General features: G+C 65.9%; 22 protein-coding genes. 16 read left to right on the top strand and 6 right to left on the bottom strand.

Features of this window, described 5'->3' with window-relative positions; genetic code table 11:
* Positions 1 to 113 precede the first annotated feature (113 nt).
* Positions 114 to 1,214 (bottom strand): YeiH family protein, encoded by a 1,101-nt coding sequence (locus tag G3N58_RS06450; protein ID WP_205998800.1) that lies wholly within the window; start codon positions 1,212 to 1,214, stop codon positions 114 to 116.
* 125 nt (positions 1,215 to 1,339) lie between these two features.
* On the opposite strand from G3N58_RS06450, the gene G3N58_RS06455 reads away from it, so the two are divergent.
* The 3 genes from G3N58_RS06455 (at position 1,340) to G3N58_RS06465 (ending at position 4,349) form a co-directional block, all read left to right on the top strand.
* On the top strand, positions 1,340 to 2,233 hold the full coding sequence (locus G3N58_RS06455; RefSeq protein WP_167045995.1) for a LysR family transcriptional regulator: 894 nt from the start codon (positions 1,340 to 1,342) through the stop codon (positions 2,231 to 2,233).
* Between the two features lie 261 nt (positions 2,234 to 2,494).
* Positions 2,495 to 3,289 (top strand): TIM barrel protein, encoded by a 795-nt coding sequence (locus G3N58_RS06460; RefSeq protein WP_205998801.1) that lies wholly within the window; start codon positions 2,495 to 2,497, stop codon positions 3,287 to 3,289.
* A 76-nt stretch (positions 3,290 to 3,365) separates the two neighbouring features.
* Positions 3,366 to 4,349 (top strand): sugar kinase, encoded by a 984-nt coding sequence (locus G3N58_RS06465; RefSeq protein WP_205998802.1) that lies wholly within the window; start codon positions 3,366 to 3,368, stop codon positions 4,347 to 4,349.
* Positions 4,350 to 4,406: 57 nt separating this feature from the next.
* Here the strand turns inward: G3N58_RS06465 and G3N58_RS06470 are convergent, their stop codons facing one another.
* Positions 4,407 to 4,589, bottom strand: a complete 183-nt coding sequence (locus tag G3N58_RS06470) for a hypothetical protein (protein WP_167045987.1) — start codon at positions 4,587 to 4,589, stop codon at positions 4,407 to 4,409.
* A 30-nt stretch (positions 4,590 to 4,619) separates the two neighbouring features.
* On the opposite strand from G3N58_RS06470, the gene G3N58_RS06475 reads away from it, so the two are divergent.
* From G3N58_RS06475 to G3N58_RS06495, 5 genes are all read left to right on the top strand, one after another.
* The gene (locus G3N58_RS06475) at positions 4,620 to 5,909 is read left to right on the top strand and encodes an MFS transporter (protein ID WP_167284029.1); all 1,290 of its coding nucleotides are present in this window, start codon (positions 4,620 to 4,622) and stop codon (positions 5,907 to 5,909) included.
* Positions 5,909 to 6,874, top strand: a complete 966-nt coding sequence (locus G3N58_RS06480) for a D-glycerate dehydrogenase (RefSeq protein WP_205998803.1) — start codon at positions 5,909 to 5,911, stop codon at positions 6,872 to 6,874. The genes G3N58_RS06475 and G3N58_RS06480 overlap by 1 nt, the downstream gene beginning before the upstream one ends.
* A 77-nt stretch (positions 6,875 to 6,951) precedes the next feature.
* The gene (locus tag G3N58_RS06485; protein ID WP_205998804.1) at positions 6,952 to 8,088 is read left to right on the top strand and encodes a LacI family DNA-binding transcriptional regulator; all 1,137 of its coding nucleotides are present in this window, start codon (positions 6,952 to 6,954) and stop codon (positions 8,086 to 8,088) included.
* A 60-nt stretch (positions 8,089 to 8,148) separates the two neighbouring features.
* Complete coding sequence (locus tag G3N58_RS06490; RefSeq protein ID WP_205990186.1) at positions 8,149 to 9,063, top strand: YhfC family intramembrane metalloprotease; 915 nt, start codon at positions 8,149 to 8,151, stop codon at positions 9,061 to 9,063.
* A gap of 208 nt (positions 9,064 to 9,271) precedes the next feature.
* Positions 9,272 to 9,637 (top strand): DUF3022 domain-containing protein, encoded by a 366-nt coding sequence (locus G3N58_RS06495; RefSeq protein ID WP_167045972.1) that lies wholly within the window; start codon positions 9,272 to 9,274, stop codon positions 9,635 to 9,637.
* 138 nt (positions 9,638 to 9,775) lie between these two features.
* On the opposite strand, the gene G3N58_RS06500 is transcribed toward G3N58_RS06495, so the two are convergent.
* Positions 9,776 to 10,213, bottom strand: a complete 438-nt coding sequence (locus tag G3N58_RS06500) for a PGDYG domain-containing protein (protein WP_167284025.1) — start codon at positions 10,211 to 10,213, stop codon at positions 9,776 to 9,778.
* 433 nt (positions 10,214 to 10,646) lie between these two features.
* Complete coding sequence (locus G3N58_RS06505) at positions 10,647 to 11,174, bottom strand: Spy/CpxP family protein refolding chaperone (RefSeq protein ID WP_205998805.1); 528 nt, start codon at positions 11,172 to 11,174, stop codon at positions 10,647 to 10,649.
* Between the two features lie 288 nt (positions 11,175 to 11,462).
* Here G3N58_RS06505 and G3N58_RS06510 point away from each other — a divergent pair, with 288 nt between their 5' ends.
* Together G3N58_RS06510 and G3N58_RS06515 are read left to right on the top strand one after the other, a co-directional pair.
* On the top strand, positions 11,463 to 11,921 hold the full coding sequence (locus G3N58_RS06510) for an Lrp/AsnC family transcriptional regulator (RefSeq protein ID WP_167045963.1): 459 nt from the start codon (positions 11,463 to 11,465) through the stop codon (positions 11,919 to 11,921).
* Positions 11,922 to 12,154: 233 nt separating this feature from the next.
* A complete protein-coding gene (locus G3N58_RS06515) occupies positions 12,155 to 13,264 on the top strand; it encodes a saccharopine dehydrogenase NADP-binding domain-containing protein (RefSeq protein WP_205998806.1) in 1,110 nt (369 codons plus the stop codon).
* A gap of 153 nt (positions 13,265 to 13,417) precedes the next feature.
* Here G3N58_RS06515 and G3N58_RS06520 read toward each other — a convergent pair whose 3' ends face one another.
* Positions 13,418 to 13,996 (bottom strand): ATP-binding protein, encoded by a 579-nt coding sequence (locus G3N58_RS06520; protein WP_167045957.1) that lies wholly within the window; start codon positions 13,994 to 13,996, stop codon positions 13,418 to 13,420.
* Complete coding sequence (gene cydX / locus G3N58_RS06525) at positions 13,993 to 14,142, bottom strand: cytochrome bd-I oxidase subunit CydX (protein ID WP_167045954.1); 150 nt, start codon at positions 14,140 to 14,142, stop codon at positions 13,993 to 13,995. The genes G3N58_RS06520 and cydX overlap by 4 nt, the downstream gene beginning before the upstream one ends.
* A 476-nt stretch (positions 14,143 to 14,618) precedes the next feature.
* Here cydX and corA point away from each other — a divergent pair, with 476 nt between their 5' ends.
* From corA to G3N58_RS06555, 6 genes are all read left to right on the top strand, one after another.
* Positions 14,619 to 15,596, top strand: a complete 978-nt coding sequence (corA, locus tag G3N58_RS06530) for a magnesium/cobalt transporter CorA (protein WP_167045951.1) — start codon at positions 14,619 to 14,621, stop codon at positions 15,594 to 15,596.
* 503 nt (positions 15,597 to 16,099) lie between these two features.
* Entirely contained in the window at positions 16,100 to 17,143 is a 1,044-nt protein-coding gene (locus tag G3N58_RS06535) for a LacI family DNA-binding transcriptional regulator (protein WP_167045948.1), read from the top strand.
* A 172-nt stretch (positions 17,144 to 17,315) separates the two neighbouring features.
* Entirely contained in the window at positions 17,316 to 18,254 is a 939-nt protein-coding gene (rbsK, locus tag G3N58_RS06540; RefSeq protein ID WP_205998807.1) for a ribokinase, read from the top strand.
* A gap of 424 nt (positions 18,255 to 18,678) precedes the next feature.
* Positions 18,679 to 20,484 (top strand): methyl-accepting chemotaxis protein, encoded by a 1,806-nt coding sequence (locus G3N58_RS06545; RefSeq protein ID WP_205998808.1) that lies wholly within the window; start codon positions 18,679 to 18,681, stop codon positions 20,482 to 20,484.
* A 416-nt stretch (positions 20,485 to 20,900) separates the two neighbouring features.
* On the top strand, positions 20,901 to 21,662 hold the full coding sequence (locus G3N58_RS06550) for a hydratase (RefSeq protein ID WP_167045939.1): 762 nt from the start codon (positions 20,901 to 20,903) through the stop codon (positions 21,660 to 21,662).
* 892 nt (positions 21,663 to 22,554) lie between these two features.
* The gene (locus G3N58_RS06555) at positions 22,555 to 24,477 is read left to right on the top strand and encodes a PrkA family serine protein kinase (protein WP_167045936.1); all 1,923 of its coding nucleotides are present in this window, start codon (positions 22,555 to 22,557) and stop codon (positions 24,475 to 24,477) included.
* Positions 24,478 to 24,566 lie beyond the last annotated feature (89 nt).

Here is a 24,566-nt window from a genome sequence, read left to right on the forward strand (position 1 = left end):
GGTTGCATGAGCAAAGTTCGCAGCAACGAGTATGCCGCGCGAACGCGCCGAATGGGGCGCCGGAATGCGCAAAACCCCGCGCGCGGCGGGGTTGGCGTCAAGGCGGGAGCGGCCTAGCGGAACAGGTACTGGACGGTCCATGTGATTCCCAGTCCACCCGCGATCAGCCACACGTACAGGATCAGGCCGGTGCTCAGCGCTCGCGGGCCGGCTTCGCGAATCTGCGAGAGGCGGGTTTCGATGCCGAGCGCGGTCATGGCCATCGTCAGCGCGAAGGTGTCGAGCAGGTTCAGCGTCGACGTCGCGTTCTCCGGCAGCACGTGTAGCGAATTGAGCACGACGCAGGCGAGGAAGCCGAGCACGAACCAGGGGATGGCGAGCTTGCGCGGCGTGCTATTGGTATTGCCGCCGAGATTGCCGCTCGCGGTGCCGTCCTGCGTGCCGCGCGCCGCGCGGTTCACCCACAAACCGACCACGAGCAGCACCGGCACCAGCAGCATCACGCGGGTCATTTTCACGATCGTCGCGATGTGGGTCGCTTCGGGGCTCACGTTGCTGGCCGCGCCGACCACCTGCGCGACCTCGTGGATCGTGCCGCCGAAGAAGAGGCCCGCGCCGACCGTATCGAGATGCAGCCAGCCGGCCTTGAACAGGATCGGGTAGAGAAACATCGACAGCGTGCCGAACAGCACGACACTGCCTACCGCCATCGCGCTCTTGTGCGGCTTCGATTGCAGCGTCGATTCGAAGGCGAGCACGGCGGCCGCGCCGCAGATCGCGCTGCCGGCGGCGGTCAGCAGCGCCGTGTCGCGGTCGAGCTTCATGATCTTCATGCCGGCCCACGTGCCGATCGCGAGCGTGCTGACGACGATCAGCACCGACTGCGCGAGCCCCGGCAGGCCGACCTGGGCGATTTCCTGCAGGCTCACGCGCAGGCCGAAGAACGCGACCGCGATGCGCAGCAGCTTGCGCGCCGAGAAGTTGACGCCGGCCGCCCAACTGGCCGGCATGCCGTCGCGCAGCGCGTTGCCGTAGAGCGCGCCCGCGACGATGCCGACGATCAGCGGGCTCAGGCCCAGCCCGGCAATCGCCGGCATCGCCGCGATGCGCGTGACGGCGGCCGCGAACAGTGCGACGAACAGCACGCCGTTGAGCTGGCCGCGGGTCGAATGCGCGGCGGTGACGGCGGTGAGCGGTACGGTTGGGGTGGACATGGTGAGCGCCTCGGTATCCGGCTTGGCTGGCTGATTGCAACGGGGCTAATCCTAAATTAGATATATCGATATGAAAAATCATGATTTAGAATGTGAAATATCGGTACAGCAGATATTTAGTCAAGATGACCCCGGATCAGCTTATAACTTTCGCCGCCGTCGCCGAGCATCGCAACATCAGCCGGGCGGCGGTGGCGCTGCATCTGTCGCAGCCGGCGGTGTCGGGCCAGTTGCGGCAGTTGCAGGACGAATTCGGCGAGCCGCTGTATCAGCGTGACGGCCGCGGCGTGCGCCTGACGCCGGCCGGCGAGCAACTGGCGAGCTATGCGGCACGGCTGCGCGACACCTGGCGCCAGGCGCATGCGTATCGCGACGCGCTGCGCGGGCTCGAACAGGGCACGCTGCGGATCGGCGCGAGCACGACGCCGGCCAGTTATCTGCTGCCGTATCTGATCGCCGAGTTTCATCAGCGCTACCCGGAGGTGACCGTGCATGCCGCCGACGGCAACACGACCGAGATTGTCGGCGCGCTCGGCGCGGTCGATATCGCGATGGTCGAAGGGCCGGTCGGCGACGATCTGCCGCCCGGCACGGCCGTGCATGCATGGCGCGAGGACGAGATCGTCGCGATCATGCCGAACTCGCATCCGCTCGCGCAGCAGGCGAGCGGCGGGCGCATCGGGCTCGCGGCGTTCGGCGCCTGCCCGCTGGTGTTGCGCGAGACGGGCTCGGGTGTGCGGCAGACGGTTGAGCGTGAGTTCGCGCGCGCGGGCGTGCCGATGCGCGTGGCGCTCGAAATCGCCGGCGTCGAGGGCGTGAAAGAGGCGGTGCGGGCCGGCATGGGCGTGGGCTTCGTCTCGGCGATGTCGATGCGGCATGAGAATGGCGCGCTGCGTCTGCTGTCGCTGAGTCCCGAGCCGCTGACGCGCCGGCTGTCGATTCTGGTGCCGCATGCGAATGCGCCGTCGCGCGTGGTCGAGCAGTTTCTGGCGCTGTGTCTCGCGGAAGGGGGCGGGTGAGTTGCGGTTGGCAGGATTTGTGTGGCGGCCAGGAGCCCGATTGGCTCGATGCGCACTGTGCGAGCAGTTGCGAATCACGGAATCGTGTCTGGCGCGGTTCGCATGCTCTCGTGCCTGCTCAGCCTGGGGATTTCCTCTATGGTGCGCAGCGGCGGTCCCGCGCACTATTCGGGCATCGCAAGCGCCTCGGCGCTTTTTTTCGAAATGCTTTTGGAACCGGTTCCAAGTCACAGTTTCCAGGCAGAATGGAGCGGATTCGACATGTCTGATGCAATGGAGATCGTGATCGTCGCAAGCGCGTTCGGCATGGACGCGGTGCGGGCGGGCGGTCATCTGAAATGGGCGCGCGTGGCGCGGCAGGCGGGTGCGGCGGGTTTCGAAGTGCGCCGCGAACTGTTCGCGAGCGACGCGGACGCGGTTCCCGGGCAACTGCGCGCGCTTGGCGCCGCGCTCGCGGAGCTGGGCCTGTGGTCGGTGTTTTCCACGCCCGCTTCGCTGTACACGTCCGCTGGCCGGTTCGATGCCGAGGCGCTGCGTCTCGCGCTCGACGAAGCCACGGCACTCGGCGCGCGCTTCGTCAAGCTGCAATTGGGCGGCTTTATCCATGATGCCGAGGGCGCGGCCATCGCCGCGCAACTGATGCGGGCGAAGCAGCAGGCGCGGGGCGCGCAGCCGAGGCTCGTCGTCGAAAACGGGCAACTGGCCGAAGGCGGTTCGCCCGCGCAGTTCGTCGGACTGTTCGACGCGCTCGCGCGCGAAGGCCATGCGGGTCGGCTCGGCATGACCTTCGATATCGGCAACTGGGCGTGGCTCGATGTCGCGCCGCTCGACGTGGCCGAGCGGCTCGCGCCATATGTCGAATACATCCATTGCAAAACAGCGGCCGGCGAGGGTGCGCGGCGATTTCCGGCGGCGCCGGCCGAGGACGACGCGCAGTTCCGTGCCGTGCTTGACCGCTTGCCGCGCCATGTGCCGCGCGGCATCGAGTTTCCGTTCGACGTGAGCCGGATCGGGACGGACGCCGCGCGTTACGTCGAATGGCTCGCGAGCGTTTAGGCAACAGGCCACGACGCATAACTCCACAGCAACGCAACACCGAGTACCCAGCACCCGCACCACCCAGGAGCCCAGCATGACCCACCCCCATCCCGCCCTCGACGTCATCACCTACGGCGAAGCCATGGCGATGTTCGTCGCCACCGAAACCGGTCCGCTCGCGGGCGTCGGGCAGTTCGCGAAGCGCATCGCCGGGGCCGATCTGAATGTCGCGACCGGCCTCGCGCGACTCGGCTTCAAGGTGGGCTGGATGAGCCGCGTCGGCGACGATTCGTTCGGCCAGTACGTGAGCGACACGCTGACCAAAGAGGGCATCGATCAGCGCTGCGTGAGCACCGACGCGCGCTATCCGACCGCCTTCCAGCTGAAGTCACGCAACGACGACGGCAGCGACCCGGCGGTCGAGTATTTCCGCAAGGGCTCGGCGGCGAGCCATCTGTCGCTCGACGACTACGTCGCCGATTACGTGCTCGGCGCGCGCCACTTGCACCTGACCGGCGTCGCGCCGGCGATCTCGGCGAGTTCGCGCGAACTCGCGTTCCATCTGGCTCGCGAAATGCGTGCGGCGGGCAGGACGATCTCGTTCGATCCGAATCTGCGCCCGACGCTGTGGCCCTCGCGAGAGGCAATGGTCGACGGGCTCAACGCGCTGGCCGCGCTGGCCGACTGGGTGCTGCCCGGCATCGGCGAGGGCGAGATTCTGACCGGCTATACGCAGCCCGAGGACATCGCGAAGTTCTATCTGGAGCGCGGTGCGCGCGGCGTGATCGTCAAGCTCGGCGCGCAGGGCGCGTACTACCGCACCGCGAGCGAGGCCGCCGTGATCGCGGGCCAGCCGGTCGCGAAGGTCGTCGATACGGTCGGCGCGGGCGACGGCTTCGCGGTCGGCGTCATCAGCGCGCTGCTCGAAGGCCGGACGCTGCCGCAGGCGGTCGCGCGCGGCAACCGGATCGGCGCGCTGGCGATTCAGGTGATCGGCGATTCCGAGGGTTTGCCGAGTCGGGCCGAGCTCGACGCGCTCGAACTGGCCGACGGGGCGCGCGTCGCGAATGCGGCGTAAGGCGGAATCGGGCATGGCCTGAAATGACCTGAAGCCGCGTGTCATGCGAAGTGAACGTCACTCGAATCTGAGCGGTATGTGCCCCGTATGTGCCCCGAACGTATCGGTGGAACGCATCGCGAGCGGCGGCAGCAACAGCAGCAATAGCAACGACAGCAGCAACAGCACCAGCGTCCGCGCACCCTCGCGCCACCTCGACCACAACAACAGCACGTACCGCGCGCCACGCTTTTTCATCATCGTTTAGGGAAGCCGTACAAGGAGACACCCATGACCTCATCACTCGCGATTCGCCGCTGGTGGACGATCATGCCGATCGTATTCATCACCTACAGCCTCGCCTATCTCGATCGCGCGAACTTCGGCTTTGCGTCGGCGGCCGGCATCAACGACGATCTCGGCATCGGCAAGGGCCTCGCGTCCCTGATCGGCGCGCTGTTCTTTCTCGGCTACTTCTTCTTCCAGATTCCGGGCGCGATCTACGCCGAGCGCCGCAGCGTCAAGAAGCTCGTGTTCTGGAGCCTCGTGCTGTGGGGCGGCTGCGCGGCGTTGACCGGCATGGTCAGCAACATCCCGTCGCTGATGGTGATCCGCTTCGTGCTCGGCGTCGTCGAAGCCGCCGTGATGCCGGCGATGCTGATCTTCATCAGCAACTGGTTCACGAAGAGCGAGCGCTCGCGCGCCAACACGTTCCTGATTCTCGGCAATCCGGTCACGGTGCTGTGGATGTCGGTCGTGTCGGGCTATCTCGTGCATTCGTTCGGCTGGCGCCAGATGTTCATCGCCGAGGGCGTACCCGCAGTCGTCTGGGCGGTCTGCTGGTGGTTCCTCGTCAAGGACAAGCCCGAGCAGGTGTCGTGGCTCACGCAAGAGGAAAAGGACGCGCTCGCGCAGACGCTGCGTGCCGAGCAGGCCGCGATCAAGCCGGTGCGCAACTACGGCGAGGCGTTTCGCACGCCGGCCGTCGTCAAGCTGTGCGCGCAGTATTTCTGCTGGAGCATCGGCGTGTACGGCTTCGTGCTGTGGCTGCCGTCGATCCTCAAGAACGGCTCGTCGCTCGGCATGGTCGAGACCGGCTGGCTGTCGGCGCTGCCGTATCTGGCCGCGACGATCGCGATGCTTGCAGCTTCGTGGGCATCGGATAAACTCAACCGCCGCAAGGTGTTCGTGTGGCCGTTCCTGCTGGTCGGCGCCATCGCGTTCGCGGCGTCGTACGGGCTCGGCTCGTCGCACTTCTGGGTCTCGTATGCGCTGCTCGTGATCGCGGGCGCCGCGATGTACGCGCCGTACGGCCCGTTCTTCGCGATCGTGCCGGAATTGCTGCCGAGGAACGTCGCGGGCGGCGCGATGGCGCTCATCAACAGCATGGGCGCGCTCGGTTCGTTCGTCGGCTCGTACGTGGTCGGCTATCTGAACGGCGCGACCGGCACGCCCGCCGCCTCGTATGCATTCATGAGCGTGGCGCTCGTCGCCGCGGTGATCCTGACGCTCGCCGTCAAGCCGGCCGCCGTCGAACGACGCGACTCCGCTCGCTCCACCGTCGCAAGGAAAATAAGCTGATGAAGAAGATCGTCGCCTGGAAGGCCTTACCCGAAGACGTGCTCGCGTATCTGCAACAGCATGCGCAGGTCGTGCAGGTCGATCCGTCACGGCATGACGCGTTCGTCGCCGCGCTGCGTGACGCCGACGGCGGCATCGGTGCGAGCGTGCAGATCACGCCGGCGATGCTCGACGGCGCGAGCCGCCTGAAGGCGCTCTCGACGATCTCGGTCGGCTTAGACCAGTTCGACGTCGACGACCTCACGCGCCGCGGCATCGTGCTCGCGCATACGCCGGACGTGCTGACCGAATCGACCGCCGACACCGTGTTCGCGCTGATTCTCGCGTCTGCGCGGCGCGTCGTCGAACTCGCCGAGTGGGTCAAGGCGGGGCAGTGGCGCGCGAGCATCGGTTCCGCGCAGTTCGGGCTCGACGTGCAGGGCAAGACGCTCGGCATCGTCGGGCTCGGGCGGATCGGCGGCGCGGTCGCGCGGCGCGCGGCGCTCGGCTTCAACATGACGGTACTCTACACGAACCGCAGCGCGAATCGCGAGGCCGAACAGGCCTATGGCGCGCGGCGCGTGGAGTTGGCCGAACTGCTCGCCGAGTCCGACTTCGTCTGTCTGCAGGTGCCGCTCACGCCGCAAACGCGGCATCTGATCGGCGCGAACGAGCTGCGTGCGATGAAGAAGAGCGCGATCCTGATCAACGCGTCGCGCGGCGCGACCGTCGACGAAGCCGCGCTGATCGAGGCGCTGCAAAACGGCACGATCCACGGCGCGGGGCTCGACGTGTTCGGCACCGAACCGGTGCCGGCCGATTCGCCGCTGCTGACGTTGCCGAATGTGGTGGCGCTGCCGCACATCGGTTCGGCGACGCACGAGACCCGCCATGCGATGGCGCTCGATGCGGCGCGTAATCTCGTGGCCGCGCTCGACGGCACGTTGACGAAGAACATCGTCAATCGCGCGGTGCTGGCGAAGTAAGGACGGTCGCGCGCGAGATCGATGCCGAAGCGCGCGCCGAGCCCGCCAACCGATATGAACGATGAACCTGTAAGCCGATGAGCACGCCATCCGCCACGCCGCGCCGCGCGACGATCACCGACGTCGCGCGCGAAGCCGGCACCGGCAAGACCAGCATCTCGCGCTATCTGAACGGCGAGATGAACGTGCTGTCGCCCGAGCTGCGCGCGCGCATCGAAGCGGCGATCGAGCGGCTCGACTATCAGCCGAACCAGATGGCGCGCGGGCTCAAGCGCGGACGCAACCGGCTGATCGGTATGCTGGTCGCCGACCTGACCAATCCCTATTCGGTCGAAGTGCTGCAAGGTGTCGAGGCGGCTTGCCACGCGCTCGGCCTGATGCCGCTGATTTGCCACGCGGCCAACGAAGTGGAGATGGAGCGGCGCTACCTGCAACTGCTCACGACCTATCGCGTGGAAGGCGTGATCGTCAATGCCCTCGGCGTGCGCGAGGAAACGCTGCGGCCCGTCGGCGAGGGCGGGATTCCGGCCGTGCTCGTCGATCGGCAGGTGGAAGGACTCGTCGCCGATATGGTCGGGCTCGACAATCGCGCCGCGGCCGAACTCGGCACGCGGCATCTGCTCGAACAGGGTTTCGAGCACATCTGGTTCGTCGTGCAGCCGTTCGAACAGGTCAGCTCGCGGCATCTGCGCGTGGAGGCGTTCGGCGCCGCGCTGCATGCGCAGAACCAGGCGCGCGGCCATACGCTGGTGTTGAATCTCGCGGATGCGGCCGAGGTCGAGCGCAGCCTCGCGGAACTGGATCGCGCGATCGAGGCGGTGAGCGGCGGTGACCTCGGCCGCAGCGTCGATAGCGACACCGGCAGCATGAGCGGGACCGGAACCGGCAGCGTGAGCGGCCAGCACATCGCGAATAACGCGCACGCAACCGCCCGCATCGCGCTATTCGCGGCCAACGCGCCGGTCGCACTCTGTCTCGCCCTGCATCTGAAGGCACGGTACGGCGCGCACTGGCAAAGCCGCGTCGCGCTCCTCTCCATCGACGACCCCGACTGGGCCGAGCTCGCCGGCGTCACGACGATCCGTCAGCCGACCTATGAAATCGGCTATCGCGCGGTCGAGTTTCTGCACGAGCGCATCGAGGGCGGGCAAACCGGCGCGCGCGACTGTCTGCTGCCGGGCGAACTGATCGTGCGCGCGTCGACTTCGCGCTGATCTGCGATCATTCGGGCTGCGGCGCGCAGCGGGTGCGCGCCGGTCATCGCAAGGAAATTCATGGTCGTCGCACCACTTACTCTCGCGAGCCTCGTGCTCGCCACGCTCGTTATCGCCGCGTTGCCGTTCCTGATCTACCGGCAGTTGCGCAAGCCGCTTGCGCTGAAACCGCGCGACGCGATCGCCGGCGTCGCTGTGTTCGCCTTGTTCGCGATGGTGATCGAGCGCGCCTTGCACGACTACCTGCTGCGCGGCAACCAGACGACTGCCGCGTTTCTCTCGCATCCGCTGGCTTTTGTCGTGTACGGCGCGCTGGCCGCGGGCATCTGCGAGGAAGTCGGGCGGTTTGTCGGCATGCGCTTTCTCGTCAGGCGCGCGATGGCGAAAGCGGCCGCTGGCACGCCCCGGGTTGCGGCGGGCGAAGGCCGTCCCGATGCCAAAGCCGACCTCAAGATTCGCGCGGGCGCGCAAGCCAGCGCACGCACGGCCGCCTTGCGCGCGGACGATGGCGCCGCGCTCAGCTACGGCCTCGGCCACGGCGGGGCGGAAGCGTGGATGGTCGGCGTGCTCGTGCAATTCCAGTGGATGCTGTTTGCGATCCTCGAAAATCGCGGCCAGCTCAGCGGCTACCTGGGCGACCTGCCGGACGAAGCGGTGATGCGCATCCATCTGATTCTGGCGAGCCTCACGCCGCAGATGGCCGGTGTCTTCGCGATCGAACGCGCGGCCGCGCTGGTGTTTCAGATCGGCCTGTCGGTGCTGATGTGGCGCGGCATGCAGGCGGGCTGGCGCGGCATCCTGCCGCTCGCGATCGTGCTGCATGCGCTGATCGACGTGCCCGCCGCGCTGTTCCAGGCGCGGCTCGTGCCGCTCGCAGTAGTGGACGCCGTGTATGCGGTGCTGGCGGTGATCGTGGTCGGGGTGCTGGTGCGCCGGTATCGGCGGCCGGAAGCGGGTGAGGCAAGGGCGCATTGACGGAGAGGGCGGCGGGGTGGCTGCGAGTGGCGCGATAATCTGTCGAGCCCTCGCTGCGCCACGCGCCGCATCGGACCGATGGGCGCCGGATGGCGGGTAGAAGGGCGGGCAGTGGGCAAACGATAGCCGTGAGCGCCTCGCTATCGACCGTGCCTTTCTCTAAAATGCGCCTACCTTTTTCCAGTATCCCGATTTTGCGGCGGCCTTCATGGAAGCTTACCAATACGACTGCGCGAATCCCGAGTTCGAGGAGCTGGCGCGCGTCATCAGCGATCTCTTTCCCGAGCAGACGCAGTTCATCCAGCGCGCATCCGACGACGGCACGCCCACGCTGGCGATCCACTGGGTGGCGATGCGCTTCGGCTCGACCGCGCGCCGTATCGAGATGACGGTGGTGATCGCGCCGGCCGCGCTCGCGCGTTATCGCGCGTTGCCGGCCCGGTTGCGCGGACGCAGCTTCGCGGTGTTGCGGGCGTATGTCGAGGCGAGCCTCGGCTCGCTCGAAGAGATGTATGCGAACGGCGAAGCCGTGCCGCGCGACGTCACGGTGGATCTCGGCGACGAATTCGCCTGACGCGCGTCGCTCGCTGCGGTGCTAAAACGGTTCGGGGCCGATCCGGGGGGCAGCCGGAACGGCGCAACTGGGATGCGCTCGATTCGCGATTCGACTTGCGGTTCAATTCGCGGCTCAGTTTGTGACTCGATTCGCGGCTCAATCCGCGAGCCGATACACCTTCGCGAAGCGCGCGGCTTGCACGACGCCGTAGTCGCCGGGCGCATATTGCATGACCCAGTCGCCGGCCGCGCCGTGCAGCACGTCGCCGCCGGCGGCGGAGCGGGCCAGCGAGAAAGCTTCGTTCATCTGCCGGGCCAGCACGACGGCCGGGCGATTGCGATAGGCGCCGGGCTCGCCGTGCGCGAGGGCCGGGTCGGCGGGCACGTATTTGGCGTCGAAGCGTTCGCGCGACACGACCCAGCGGTCGCCGGTCGAGCCGGTGATCAGCGCGTCGCCGCGCGCGTAGCGATTCGGGCCTTCGAGGCTCATTAACTGGCCTTCGACTGCGGCGAATTCGACGCCGACCGTTTCGTCCTTGACGACGCGTTGGGCGTGCGGATCGTCACGCAGATCGAGATTCCTGAGTTCGGTCATGAAGCGGATGGATAGTTGAGATTAGAGCGCGGAACGGCCGTGGTGCGTTGCCGTTTTGCGTCGAAAACTGAAGCCCACGGTTGTAGCGGATACCGCCGCACGCCGCGCACCCGAATCATGCCAGATGCGTTTGCGGGCCGGGCTGTTTTGAGATGAGACGCGCCTTGTTTCCGGCGGTGAAAAGAGAGCGGGCGAGAGCAGCCGACGTACGAGCAGGCGCACACAAGGACGAAGGTATGCACGGGCTTACCGCCTGCGCGCGCAGGCGGACGTCCCGCGCAAAAACGCCGATCGGCGCGAAGTGATGAGGCCAACGTTACAAGGCCAAAGCCACGACGCCGACATGACGCCGTAAAGCGGACCGACCGGAGATCGAAGACCGGAGACCGTGGCCCGCTTGCGCGGCGAACCTCGCCGCGCAAGCGTCGATGCCTTACTGCTTCGCCGCCGCGTCGCTTGCCGGTTCCGCCGCCGCCTTGCCGGCCTTGCCCTTGCCGTGATGGCCGCCGCGATGGTGAGCGCCGCCTTCCGGGCCGCCGCGATGGAACGTCGCGTCGGCGAGCTTCTTCTGCTCCGGCGACATGCTGCTATAGAGCGGGTCGAACGCGTCGACGAGCTTCTTCATGCCGTCCGCATGCGCCTGGGCGATCTGCGCGTACTGCTTCATGTCGTCGAGCGCGCTCACGTTCGCCGCGGCCTTGCGCTGCTGGAACAGCTGGCCCATCGTCTCGCCGTTGTCGCGCATCACGTCGGCGAATGCCTTCCATTGCGTTTCCTGTGCCGATGTGATCTTCAGTTGCGAGTGCAGATAGGCGATGCGGTCTTCGACGTTGCGTGCGTAGCCGGCCTTGGCCGCCGGGGCCGAGGCGGTGCTTTCCGGGGCCGCCGCGGGCGCGGAAGCCTGGGCGAACGCGCCGCCCATCGAAACGGCCGTAGCCAGCATAACCAGTGCTTTTTTCATCGAAACTCCTGATGTCGGTTCGTATTGGGACAAGGCGCGCGGCGGCGAACCGTCGCGCACCCATGGCGAATAGCGGCGCACGGCGACCGGCTGCCGCATCCGCCCGTCACCGCTATTAGTAACACGATATGCCTACAATACGTTTCCAGTGCGACAAACGCTTACAACCGAAACGAAAGGGAAATGGGCTGCGGGGCTGTCCACAGCCGATTTCGCACACCGTTGTCCAGCCTCTTGCCGGGACGCGCGATAATCCGCCATACCGCCGACCCACTTTCCTTTCCTTCGATGAGACCACCGCGCCTCGATCAGCTCGACGACCTCGACCGCAGCCTCGTTGCCCTGCTGCAAGCCAACGCCCGCGAAAGCGTCGCCAGTCTCGCGCGCCAGCTCGGCATCGCGCGCACGACCGTGATCGCGCGCATCGCGCGGCTCGAACGCAGCAACGTGATCGCCGGCTATAGCGTGCGGCTCGGCCAGGACGTGCTCGATTCGAGCATCGTCGCGTATGTCGGCATCATCATCGCGCCGAAGTACGGGCCGGCCGTGCAGAAGCGCCTCGCGAAAATGCCCGAGGTGCAGCTGCTATGCGCGGTGAGCGGCGAGTTCGATTACGTCGCGTGGCTGCGCGCCGATTCGCCCGAGCGGCTCAACGATCTGCTCGATCAGATCGGCGGTCTCGAAGGCGTCGAACGCACGACGACGTCGATCATTCTCGCGCGCAAGATCGACCGAGGCACGGTATGAGTCGGCTCAATCGACCATTCACGTTAACGGCTTTTTAATGATTTTTCGACAGATCGTCTGACGGCTTCGTCATAACGTCGAACTTTATGGTCATAGCGCAGCATTTTGCGCATATGAACTGTTCTCGCTTCTTCCTACACTGTCCTTGAAGGGTTCGGCCCGCGGGCGCCGCATGCCATGCGCGGCGCGCCTGCCTGGCTCGGAGACGGCACACGGACAACAAGGAGAAGCACATGAAAGTAGCGATTGTTGGCGCGGGTCTGATCGGTCACACGATTGCCCATCTGTTGCGCGAGACCGGCGACTACGACGTCGTCGCATTCGACCGCGATCCGCACGCGCTCGATAAGCTCGCCGTCCAGGGCATTCCGACGCGGCGCGTCGATTCCGCCGATGCCGCCGCGCTGCGTGCCGCGATCCAGGGCTTCGACGTGCTCGTCAACGCGCTGCCGTACTACCTCGCGGTCAACGTCGCGTCGGCTGCAAAGGGCGCGGGCGTGCACTATTTCGACCTGACCGAGGACGTGCGCGCGACCCACGCGATCCGTGCGCTCGCCGAAGACGCCGGGCATGCGTTCATGCCGCAATGCGGTCTCGCGCCGGGTTTCATCGGTATTGCCGCGCACGAACTCGCGAACCGCTTCACGGAAATCCGCGACGTGAAAATGCGCGTCGGCGCGCTGCCGGAATTCCCGACCAACGCGCTGAAGTACAACCTGACGTGGAGCGTCGACGGTCTCATCAACGAGTATTGCCAGCCCTGCGAAGCGATTCGCGACGGCCGCACGCTGTGGGTGCAGCCGCTCGAAGGTCTCGAACATTTTTCGCTCGACGGCATCGAGTACGAAGCGTTCAACACGTCGGGCGGTCTCGGCACGCTGTGCGAGACGCTGGCGGGCCGCGTCGAATCGCTCGATTACAAGTCGGTGCGCTATCCGGGCCATCGCAACCTGATGCAGTTCCTGCTCGAAGACCTGCGTCTGTCGAGCGACCGCGACACGCTGAAGACGATCATGCGGCGCGCGGTGCCGGCGACCGAGCAGGACGTCGTGCTCGTGTTCATCACGGTGAGCGGCATGCGCGACGGTCAGCTCGTGCAGGAGGTGTTCACCCGCAAGGTCTTCGCGAAGACCGTTGGCGGCGTGCCGATGAGCGCGATCCAGATCACGACGGCCGGCGCGATGTGCGCGGTGCTCGATCTGTTCCGCGAACGCAGGCTGCCGCACCAGGGCTTCGTGCGCCAGGAGCAGGTGTCGCTCGGCGAATTCCTGGCGAATCGTTTTGGGAAGCTCTACGAAGGGCAGCCGTTCGAGGCGAGGGTGCGGGCGGCGGCCGCGGTTTGAGGGCGTGCCGGTTCGAGGGTTGAAGGTTTTGATATGTCGGGATGAGGGGCGTCGCGGTCGAGCCGACGGGCTGCGACGCGCTCATGGAGCCTGAGCGCATCCGCGCAAACTTTATCGCACGTGCGGTTCGTCATCTGCCTGGTTCATCACCCGTCAGGCAACGAGCCGCGCCAGCAGCGCATCGTAATCCGCCTGCGTCGGCGCGGTGTTGTCGAACATCAGCAGATCGTCGCAAGCCGCGCCGCTCGGCACGAAGCGCCGTTGCCGGTACTCGTCCCAGTGCGCGAGCTTGTATGCGTCGTTCGGATTCGCGCGTGCGACGATCCGCTGCCGCGCCGTGTCTTCCGACGTGTGAACCCAGACGACACGCAACTCGACGTCTTGCGCGACGCCGAGCCATGCGTGATCGAACAGTTTGCGCTCGCGTACTTCGCGCGACAGCGGTCCGATCACCAGTGCGCTGATGCCAAGTTCGAGATTGTCGCGCGCGGTGTCGATGAGCCCGCGATACTCGGGGTCGCGCAGATGCTGCAGAAAAAGCGGGCTGTCGCGGTCGTTCGGATCGCCGGTCAGCATTGCCATCGCAGCCGCGCTGTAGCCGCCGAACAGCGTGTCCTTGTCGAGCAGGCAGAAGGGTTGGCCGCTCGCCTTCATCAACGGCGCGAGCAGCTTTTTCGCGAGCGTCGTCTTGCCCGTGCCCGCATGACCGCAAAAGAAAACCAGCGACGTCACGAAGGCGAATCTCCCGATGCAGCGGCGTCCTCACCAGGGGGCTGCGGATCGCGCGCGAACTTGCCGTTGGTCTCGAGCCACATGACGTTGATGATGCCGAAACCGAGGGCCACGCCCACGCCGAGAATCCAGGTGAAATACCACATCGCAGTCTCCTTGAACACGCGTCCGGCGACGCGTGCATGAAGCCGGCATGAAGCGGCATAAAGGCCGGCAAACGAGGGCGGCGGGGCGCGGCGCGTAATCGCAGGGCTTGTTGCTGCGGCCTCGCCCGCGTCCGACTCCGTCCGGTTTCCCGCAGCGGATGCGCCGAAGTACGGTACGGCGCGCACCGCAACGCCCGCACGCGGCCACCTTCAGGTCGATCATGAAGAAGAACGCCGCGCCACGCAAGAGGCGCGGCCCCTGGCCGTTCGGCCAGGCTGGCGGAATGGTCGTGCGTTGCTATCATGCAGGGCAGTCATGCGAGCGTTCGCGCGCTTTCGCGATGCGCTCGCGTGCGCGGATGGCGAGCGCGTCACCGATCTGAATTAGTGCCGGCCGCGACGGCCGACTTGCGAAGCGCTGATGCGCGAGGCAAGGCGAAGCGCGAGGCGGACTTCGTTTTCAAGGTAATCCGAACATGCTGATCAATTGCGCCGCCTATCAGGACGGCCGGAAACTCGCCGACATCGAGATCGAGAACATCAGCGACTACGTCGCGCGTCCCGAGTGCTTCGTCTGGGTCGCGCTGAAAGACCCGGACGCCGGCGAACTCGCGATGATGAAAGACGAGTTCAATCTGCACGAACTCGCGATCGAGGACGCCCAGAACGGCCATCAGCGTCCGAAGATCGAGGAGTACGGCGATTCGCTGTTCGCCGTGATGCACACGGTCGAGACCGACGACGACGGCGAACTGATGATCGGCGAAGTCGACGTGTTCGTCGGCAGCAACTACGTGCTGTCGGTGCGCCGCGGCACGCGCACCGGCTTCCAGAACGTGCGCGCGCGCTGCGAGCGCGAGCCGCATCTGCTCAAGGAAGGCTCGGCGTTCGTGCTGTATGCGCTCGTCGATGACGTGGTCGATCGTTATTTTCCGGTCATCGAGGCGATGAGCACCGAGCTCGAAGCGCTCGAAGACCGCATCTTCGACAAGAACGATTCGGCCGCCTCGCGCGCGATCGTGCAGGACCTCTATTCGATGAAGCGCCGGCTCGTGATCCTGCAGCACCATATCGTGCCGCTGCAGGAAGCGCTCGGCAAGCTGACGGGCGGGCGCATTCCGAGCATGTGCTCGGGCATGCAGGCCTATTTTCGCGACGTCTACGACCACCTCGAACGGATCGTCCGGACCATCGAGGGACGCCGCGAAATCGTCGTGACCGCGGTGCAGGTCAATCTCGGCATGATCTCGCTCGCGGAGAGCGAGATCACCAAGCGGCTCGGCTCGTTCGCGGCGCTGTTCGCGGTGCCGACGATGATCGCGGGCATCTACGGGATGAACTTCGAGCGGATTCCCGAACTCCATTTCAAGTACGGCTATCCGGTCGTTCTGCTCGTCATGCTGGTCATCGACGTCGTGCTGTTCCAGCGCTTTCGCAAGGCCGGCTGGCTGTAGCCGGCCCCGGTTCAAGGGCGCTCGCGCAACGGATGCGCGGCCGCTTCGCCATGCACGAACAGGGCGCGAGGAAGGACGCGAGAAAGCGCGGGCGCCGGCGAGGCGACGCAAGCGGTACCGGATGACGTGGCAAAAAATGTCACAAATTGGCTAAAAAGTCGTAGTGAAAGCGGTTCCATAACCAGCGGCTCCGCATTTATTCAGCAAATGCTCAAGAAAGTCGCCGGGCTGCCGTTAAATCCGGAGATAAGCGTCATGGCCGATCGATCGTGGCGCGCCGCGGCGGGCCACACACGGGGCGACAAGCACGAGCGGCGTGCAGGATGGGCGAGGTGTGAGGTGCGGAGCAAGGCGGCGCCGCGGACACGACCTTGTCCGCCAACCCCTCGGTGCCGCCCGCGAGCGGCAAGCCAGCCGCACACGGTCCGATCGACCGCGACGAAACTGCATGGGATGGGAGTCAGCGCCGAAGCGCACTCCGATCGACAGGAGAGCAACAGGTTATGGCGACGATCAAGGATGTAGCGGCTGTGGCGGGCGTGTCGTTCACGACGGTATCGCATGTGGTGAACAACTCGCGCCCGGTATCGGCCGACGTGCGCGCGAAAGTCGAACACGCGATCCGTCAACTGCACTATGTGCCGTCGGCGGTGGCGCGCTCGCTGAAGGCGCGCGCCACCGCGACGATCGGACTCGTGGTGCCGAACAGCACGAACCCGTATTTCGCGGAACTCGCGCGCGGCATCGAGGACGGCTGCGCGCGCAACGGCTACTGCGTGTTCTTCTGCAATTCCGACGACGACCCCGCCAAGCAGCGCAACTATCTGCGCGTGCTGCAGGAAAAGCGCATCGACGGGCTGATCGTCGCGTCGGCCGGCGATGACGCGGTGCTCGCGCAGACGCTCGCCGACTCGCGCGAGCCGCTTGTCGTGGTCGATCGCAACATCGAGGGGCTCAACGCGGACCTCGTGCAGATCGACCACGAAAAGGGCGCCTATCTCGCGACGCGCCATCTGCTCGAACTCGGCCACGCGCGGATCGGCTGCATCACGGGGCCAGTGCAGACGGCGGTCAGCGCGATGCGTGTGCACGGCTTTATCCGTGCGATGACCGAGCGCGGCATCGAGATTGCGGATGGCGCGATCGTCGAAAGCGATTTTTCGGGCACGGGCGGCCATCGCGCGGCCGCGCAACTGTTCGAAACGGTCAGGCCGACGGCGATTTTCGCGGGCAACGACATGATGGGCATCGGCGCGCTGCGCGCCGCGGCCGAGCGCAATATCAGCGTGCCGCGCGACTGTTCGATCATCGGTTTCGACGATATCGAGCTCGGGCGTTTCACGTTTCCGTCGCTGTCTACGGTCGGGCAGTCGGTGCGCGCGCTCGGCGACATGGCCGCGCAGACCTTGATCGAGCGGATCGCCGAGGCTTCGTCGGGCAATGGCGCGCGCGCGCCGGCGAAGCGGCGCGTGGTGTCGCCGCGCCTGATCGTGCGGGAGTCGACCGCGGCGTGGGCGGGCGAGGCCCGGCGCGATCAGGCGGCGTGACCGTGCGTATGAGTGACCATGCGCATGAGGCGGCGCCCGCACGAAGAAGTGCACCTATGACGCTTGGCACGCATGAAGCGGCACCTGCATAAAGTAACGCACGCATAAGATCGCCACCACGGCAGGCATCCGGTAGCGGTTCAGCCTCGCGGCGCACAACGGAGACAGGCAAGTGGCACACAACCAAACGGCTGCGCGCGTGACGGTGGTCGGCAGTCTGAACATGGACCTCGTGGTGCGCGCGCCGCGTCTGCCGCATCCGGGCGAGACGCTCGCCGGCCGCACGTTCGCCCAGGTGGCGGGCGGCAAGGGCGGCAACCAGGCGGTCGCGGCCGCGCGGCTCGGCGCGCGGGTGTCGATGCTCGGCTGCCTCGGCGCCGATGCGAGCGGCGCGCAGTTGCGCGCCGGCCTCGAAGCGGAAGGGATCGATTGCACCGCGCTCGAAACCGGCGCCGAGGCGAGCGGCGTTGCGCTGATTACTGTCGATGACGCGAGCCAGAACGCAATCGTGATCGTCGCGGGCAGCAACGGCGAAGTGACGCCCGCGACGATCGCGCGCCATGAAGCGGCCATCGCCGCCGCGGACGTCGTGATCTGCCAGCTCGAAACGCCGCCGCAGGCGGTGCGCGCGGCCCTTGCCGCAGCGCGCCGGCTCGGCAAGATCGTGATCCTCAATCCCGCGCCCGCCACCGGACCGTTGCCGGCCGACTGGCTGCCGCTCGTCGACTATCTGATTCCGAACGAACTCGAAGCGGCCGCGCTAAGCGGCCTGCGGGCCGATTCGCCCGACGCCGCCGCGCAGGCCGCCGCCGCGCTGCAAGCGGCCGGCGCGCGCAACGTGCTCGTCACGCTCGGCGCGCGCGGTGTGCTCGCCGCGCTCGAAGACGCGGCCGCCACTCACTACGATGCGCCGAAAGTCGCTGCGGTCGATACGACCGCAGCCGGCGATACGTTCATCGGCGGCTTCGCGGCGCAACTCGCGCAGGGCGCGAGCGTCGGCGCGGCGATCCGCTTCGCGCAGCGCGCCGCGGCGCTTTCGGTGACACGCGCGGGCGCCCAGCCGTCGATTCCGACGCGAGCCGAGGTCGACGCTTTCACCTCATTCGCCTGAGTCCGCCTCGCCTCGCCTCGCCTCGGCAAGGCAAGGCAAGGCAAGGCAAGGCAAGGCAAGGCAAAAACAAAACGCCGCTCGCTTTCTCCGCCTGCGCCAAAACAGGATCAGCCGGCTTCGCCTCACCCGGCGTCCCGCGCCCGGGTTCTGCCGCGGCAACCTCAAAACTCACGCGCCACCCAGCCTCGCCAGCGCTCGCTGCCTGCCCTGATCTCACCGTTTCAAAGCCCAACTCGCTTTCAACTGCTTACAACGTCTTTTTTCATGGACTTGAGCGTCGCGGGCTTCAAATGCTTCAAGTCTGCGAAGGCCCTGCCGTAAACGGGACTGGAAGCACGCACACAACAAAGCGCCGGAACCCGATTGTCACGCCGCCGCCATGCTGCGAATGCCGCCTCTCACTTTGCACAGCCACAGGAACACCATGTTGAACAAGGGCATTACGATCAAGGCGCGAATCGGCCTCACGATGGCTTTCCTCGCCGTGTTGCTGGTCGCGATCAGCGTTTTCGGCTTATTCGGCATCAGCCGTTCGAATAGCGCCTACCAGGACACCTTCACCAACGCGATGCCGAGCGCGACCGCCATCGATAACGCCGAGGTGTACACGGCGCGCGAGCGGCTCGTGCTCGACCGCGCCGCGTTCATGGGCGGCTCGCCCGAAGTCGCGGCGACGCTGGAGCGCGCGCGCCTGATGCGCGAGACGTCCGACACGTGGTGGAAAAAATATCTGGACCTGCCGCGCGACGCCAATGAGGACCGGCTCGCGCAGGACGTCACGGCGAAGCGCGACGCGCTGCATCAACGCATGGACGCGTTCGCGGCGGTCATCGCGGCGAACGATCATGACAAGATGGTCGGGAGCGGGAAGGGCCTGCAGGAGGATTACAACGCGCTCTCGCTCGCCGACGACGCGCTGCGCAAATTCCAGTTCGACTCGGCGAGGCAGGGCTACGACTCCGCGCAAGGCAGTTTCGACCTGTTCCGCATGGTCAGCATCGGCTCGCTGGTGGCGGGCGTGATTGCGGCGCTGCTGTCGTATCTGACGCTGAGCCGCGCGATCTCGCGGCCGCTCGACGAAGCGCTCGGCCACTTCGACGCGATCGCGGCCGGCGATCTGCGCCGGCCGGTCGTCGTCACGTCGCGCGACGAAATGGGGCAACTGCTCGACGGCATCGCCAGAATGCAGCGCAGCCTCACCGAAACGGTACGCAGCGTGCGCAGCGGCAGCGAGTCGATCGCGACCGCGACGCGCCAGATCGCCGCGGGCAACATCGATCTGTCGTCGCGCACCGAGGAGCAGGCGTCGGCGCTGCAGGAAACCGCGTCGAGCATGGACCAGCTGACCGGCACGGTCAAACAGAACGCCGACAACGCGCGCCAGGCCAGCTCGCTCGCGGCCAACGCGTCGGAGATCGCCAACAAGGGCAGCGCGGTGGTCGGCCAGGTGGTCGGCACGATGGGCGACATCAACCAGAGCTCGGCGAAGATCGCGGACATCATTTCGATCATCGAGGGCATTGCGTTCCAGACCAATATCCTCGCGCTCAACGCGGCCGTCGAGGCGGCGCGCGCCGGCGAGGAAGGGCGCGGCTTCGCGGTCGTCGCGGGCGAGGTGCGCAGCCTCGCGCAGCGCTCGTCGGCGGCGGCCAAGGAGATCAAGGAACTGATCGACACCTCGGTCGAGCGCGTGCAGTCGGGCTCGGCGCTCGTCGACGAGGCGGGCCGCACGATGACCGAGATCATCGGCGCGGTGCAGCGCGTGACCGACATCATGGGCGAGATCGCGGCGGCGTCGGAAGAGCAGAGCGGCGGCATCGACCAGGTCGCGCGCGCGGTCACGCAGATGGACGAGGTCACGCAGCAGAATGCCGCGCTCGTCGAAGAGGCGGCGGCCGCGGCGGCGTCGCTCGAAGAGCAGGCGGCGCACCTGCGCACGGCCGTGGCGGTGTTCCAGGTCGATGACGGCGGGCAGCACCCGCAGCGCGTGCAGACCGCCGGCGCACCGAGGCGCGCGATGCCGGCGGGGGCGTCGGCGGGTTTGTCCAATACCGTTCGCGCACGCAAGTTCATGCATGCCGGTGCGCCTGCCGCCCTGCCGGGCAAGGCTTCGGCGGCGATGACGTCCGCGATGGCATCCGAAGCGCCGCTGGCGATGGCCGCGCCTGTGCGGGCGTCCACTCAGGCTGCCGCGAGCGCCGGCGGCGATCAGGATTGGGAAACGTTCTGACGTGACGTGCCCGCTGGCGAAGCGCGCGTCGGCTTTGGCTTTCCGCGCTTCCATCTGTTCCAGGGCAACGCGGCGCCAGCGCAGCCATATCGGAACATTCATTCCCGACTAACTCGCCCCGGACAGCCTCTTTCGCGCGTTCCGCGCGGCGGGACGACGACGGGCCACGCCGATGACAATCCACGGATCCAAGACTGCGCATGCGCCCGCATCCGCGGTCTTTTTTATGACACGCGCGTGAATTGACGTTTGCGTGACTCGGGCTCTCCCCGGCGCGCGCCGCGATCCGGTACATTGACGGGCACGGCCACGACCCGAGCCGGCGCCGGCCGGCGCCCCACGTGGCTTGCCCCCGAGCGCGATACCGTCGCGACGCCCCGATGAACCGTTCCATGCGCCAGCCAGAAAGGACCGACATGACGCGATACGATCTTGTGCAACGCCTCGTCGAGGCACGCCGGCAGCATCGCCCGATCGATGCGCCCGCACCCGACAGCCTGCCGCCCGATGCGGCGACCGCCTATGCGATCCAGCAGGCGGTCATCGCGGGCCTCGGCGAGTCGACCGGCGCGTGGAAGATCGGCGCGAAAACGCCGGGCGGCGCCGCGTCGGGCGCGCCGATTCCGGCGTCGCTCGCGGTGCCGTCGCCGGCGCGGCTCGCGCATGACGGGTTCTTCCGCGTGCTGCTCGAACTCGAAATCGCGTTTCGTTTCGACGAGACGATCGAGCCGCGCAACGACGCGTATGCGCGCAACGAGGTGCTCGCGAAGCTTGGCGTCGCGCTGCCCGCGATCGAGATCGTCGACAGCCGCTTCGCCGAGTGGCCCAACGTCGCACCGCTCGCGCAACTGGCCGACGCGCAGAACAACGGCGCGCTGATCACCGGGCATCCGGTCGCGTATGCGGGCCTCGCGCGCAGCTTCGATTTCGTCTCGCCGGAGCTCGAACTCAGCGTCAACGGCCGCTCGCTCGTGCCGGAAGCGACCGGCAATCCGGCCGGCGATCCGCGCGAGCTGCTCGTGTGGTTCGTCAACCATTGCGCTGCAATGGGTATCACGATCGAACCCGGCTGGACGATCACCACCGGTTCGTACGTCGGCGCGCACAAGGTCGGCGAGCCGGGCATCGTGCGCGGCCATATCGACGGCCTCGGCGAAGTGGAAATCGAGCTGACCTGAGCGAACACACCGCAGCGGCGCGCCCGCGCCTGTCACCACCGCTGACGAAGCATCATGCAAACGGCTGCCCGAGGGCGGCCGTTCTGTTTTTCACGACGCCACGCGCTTCGCGCGCATCTAAATCGTTAATGGCCTGCGCGAGGTCGTTGCAACTTTGCGTGGGTCTTTCCGTATACACCTATGAAGGCGTCGTGGTTTGCCGCCGTGAACCAGTCATACGGACGCTTCACGCAACGATGCGTGACTCATGCGTGCAACGCGCGGAACCAAAAGCCATCGCGCGCGGACGAATCGCGTGAAGGTGCGCTAAGCGTGCAACGGACATGTAACAACTGTACATGCGTGTAGACCGCGCGTTCGGCTCGTGCGTTGAGATGGAAAGCCGTCACGCAGCATCATGACATCGGGGCTTTAGAGATGAAATGCGCGTGAGCGGACAGCCGATGCCTGACGACGCGACAGTGCGGGAACGCGATGTGCAACGGCACGCTGCGGCTGCGGTGCGATGACGTGGAAGCCGTGACTCAGGTGACGCAGGTCACGCGATGCGGCGGCACAATGAAGCCGCGCAATAGCGCCAACCGGCGATGCGTTGCTGAATAAAGCAGCAGTGGAGCGGAAGGAGCAGTGAGGGCGTAGCGAGGTGAGGCGGTGTGAGCGGCGATGGCGTCAACGTCATCGCAACATCATGAGCGCTGCAACATGAGTGGGAAATTGTAGGTGCTTGAAACCGGGTTTCCAAGTGAGGATTGGCAGGAAGCGGTTATGGTGCGATTTTCGTAACGTAGTCCGTGAAAAAAAATTTAAAAGGGTTTAGGATGAATTCGAGCGATGTCGTTTCCGAATAGCGCGCCGCGCACGACTTCGCTCCAGACTTCGGCGAGGAGGTAGCATGGATATCTACAGCAGTTTCGCGACCCGCTTCGAGAAAACACGGGAGGACGAACTCTCGCTCGAGGAGTATCTCGCGCTCTGCAAAGACAATCCCGCCGCGTACGCCACTGCTGGCGAACGCATGTTGACGGCAATCGGGGAGCCGGAACAGATCGACACGCGCAACGATCCGCGTTTATCGCGTATCTTCGCGAACAAGGTCATCAAGGTATACCCCGCATTCCGTGAGTTCTACGGAATGGAAGAGGTGATCGAGCAGGTGGTCGCCTACTTCCGGCACTCGGCCCAGGGGCTCGAAGAAAAGAAGCAGATCCTGTATCTGTTAGGCCCGGTCGGCGGCGGCAAGTCGTCGATTGCGGAACGTCTGAAGCAACTCATGGAGCGCGTGCCGTTCTACTCGATCAAGGGCTCGCCCGTGAACGAGTCGCCGCTCGGTCTGTTCGATTACGAGGAAGACGGCCCGATCCTCGAAGAACAATACGGCATTCCACGCCGCTACCTGAAAAGCATCCTGAGTCCGTGGGCGGTCAAGCGCCTGCACGAGTACAACGGCGACATCCGCAAGTTCCGCGTGGTGCGCCGCTATCCTTCCATCCTTCGCCAGGTCGGCATCGCCAAGACCGAACCGGGCGACGAGAACAATCAGGACATCTCGTCGCTGGTCGGCAAGGTCGATATCCGCAAGCTCGAACAGTACGCGCAGGACGACGCCGACGCCTACAGCTACTCGGGCGGCCTGTGCCTCGCGAATCAGGGCCTGCTCGAATTCGTCGAAATGTTCAAGGCGCCGATCAAGGTGCTGCACCCGCTGCTCACCGCGACCCAGGAAGGCAACTTCAAGGGCACGGAAGGCTTCGGCGCGATTCCGTTCGACGGCATCATCCTCGCGCACTCGAACGAGTCGGAGTGGAAGGCGTTCCGCAACAACCGCAACAACGAGGCGCTGCTCGACCGGATCTTCGTCGTGAAGGTGCCGTACTGCCTGCGCTATAGCGAAGAGGTCAAGATCTACGAGAAGCTGCTGCGCAACTCCTCGCTCGCGAATGCGGTGTGCGCGCCAGGCACGCTGAAGATGATGGCGCAGATGTCGGTGCTCACGCGCTTGCAGGAGCCCGAGAATTCGAGCCTCTTCTCGAAGATGCAGGTCTATGACGGCGAGAATCTGAAGGACACGGACCCAAAGGCCAAGTCGTACCAGGAGTATCGCGACTTTGCCGGCGTCGACGAAGGCATGACCGGCGTGTCGACCCGCTTCGCGTTCAAGATTCTGTCGCGCGTATTCAACTTCGACTCGACCGAGGTCGCGGCCAATCCGGTGCATCTGATGTACGTGCTCGAACAGCAGATCGAGCGCGAGCAGTTCCCGCCGGAAACCGAGCAGAAGTATCTGTCCTTCATCAAGGACGTGCTCGCGTCGCGCTATGCCGAATTCATCGGCAAGGAGATCCAGACCGCGTACCTGGAGTCGTACTCGGAATACGGCCAGAATATTTTCGACCGCTACGTGACCTATGCGGACTTCTGGATTCAGGACCAGGAGTTCCGCGATCACGACACGGGCGAGAGCTTCGACCGCGCCGCGTTGAACGCCGAGCTCGAGAAGATCGAGAAGCCCGCGGGCATCAGCAATCCGAAGGACTTCCGCAACGAGATCGTGAACTTCGTGCTGCGCGCGCGGGCCGCGAATGCGGGCAAGAACCCCGCGTGGATCAGCTACGAAAAGCTGCGCGTCGTGATCGAAAAGAAAATGTTCTCGAACACGGAAGAGTTGTTGCCGGTGATCTCGTTCAACGCGAAGGGCTCGGCGGAAGAGCAGCGCAAGCACGAAGACTTCGTCAATCGCATGGTGGCGAAGGGCTATACGCCGAAGCAGGTGCGCTTGCTGTGTGACTGGTATCTGCGCGTGCGCAAGTCGTCATGATGCGCGCGTGATACCGATGGTGTGCCGCCCGTACGGTTTAACCGTACGGGCAACCGGCGAGGCGCAAGCCGCATAGCGTTGCACTGCGC

This window comes from Paraburkholderia sp. Ac-20342, assembly GCF_017104985.1.
Classification (GTDB): Bacteria; Pseudomonadota; Gammaproteobacteria; order Burkholderiales; family Burkholderiaceae; genus Paraburkholderia.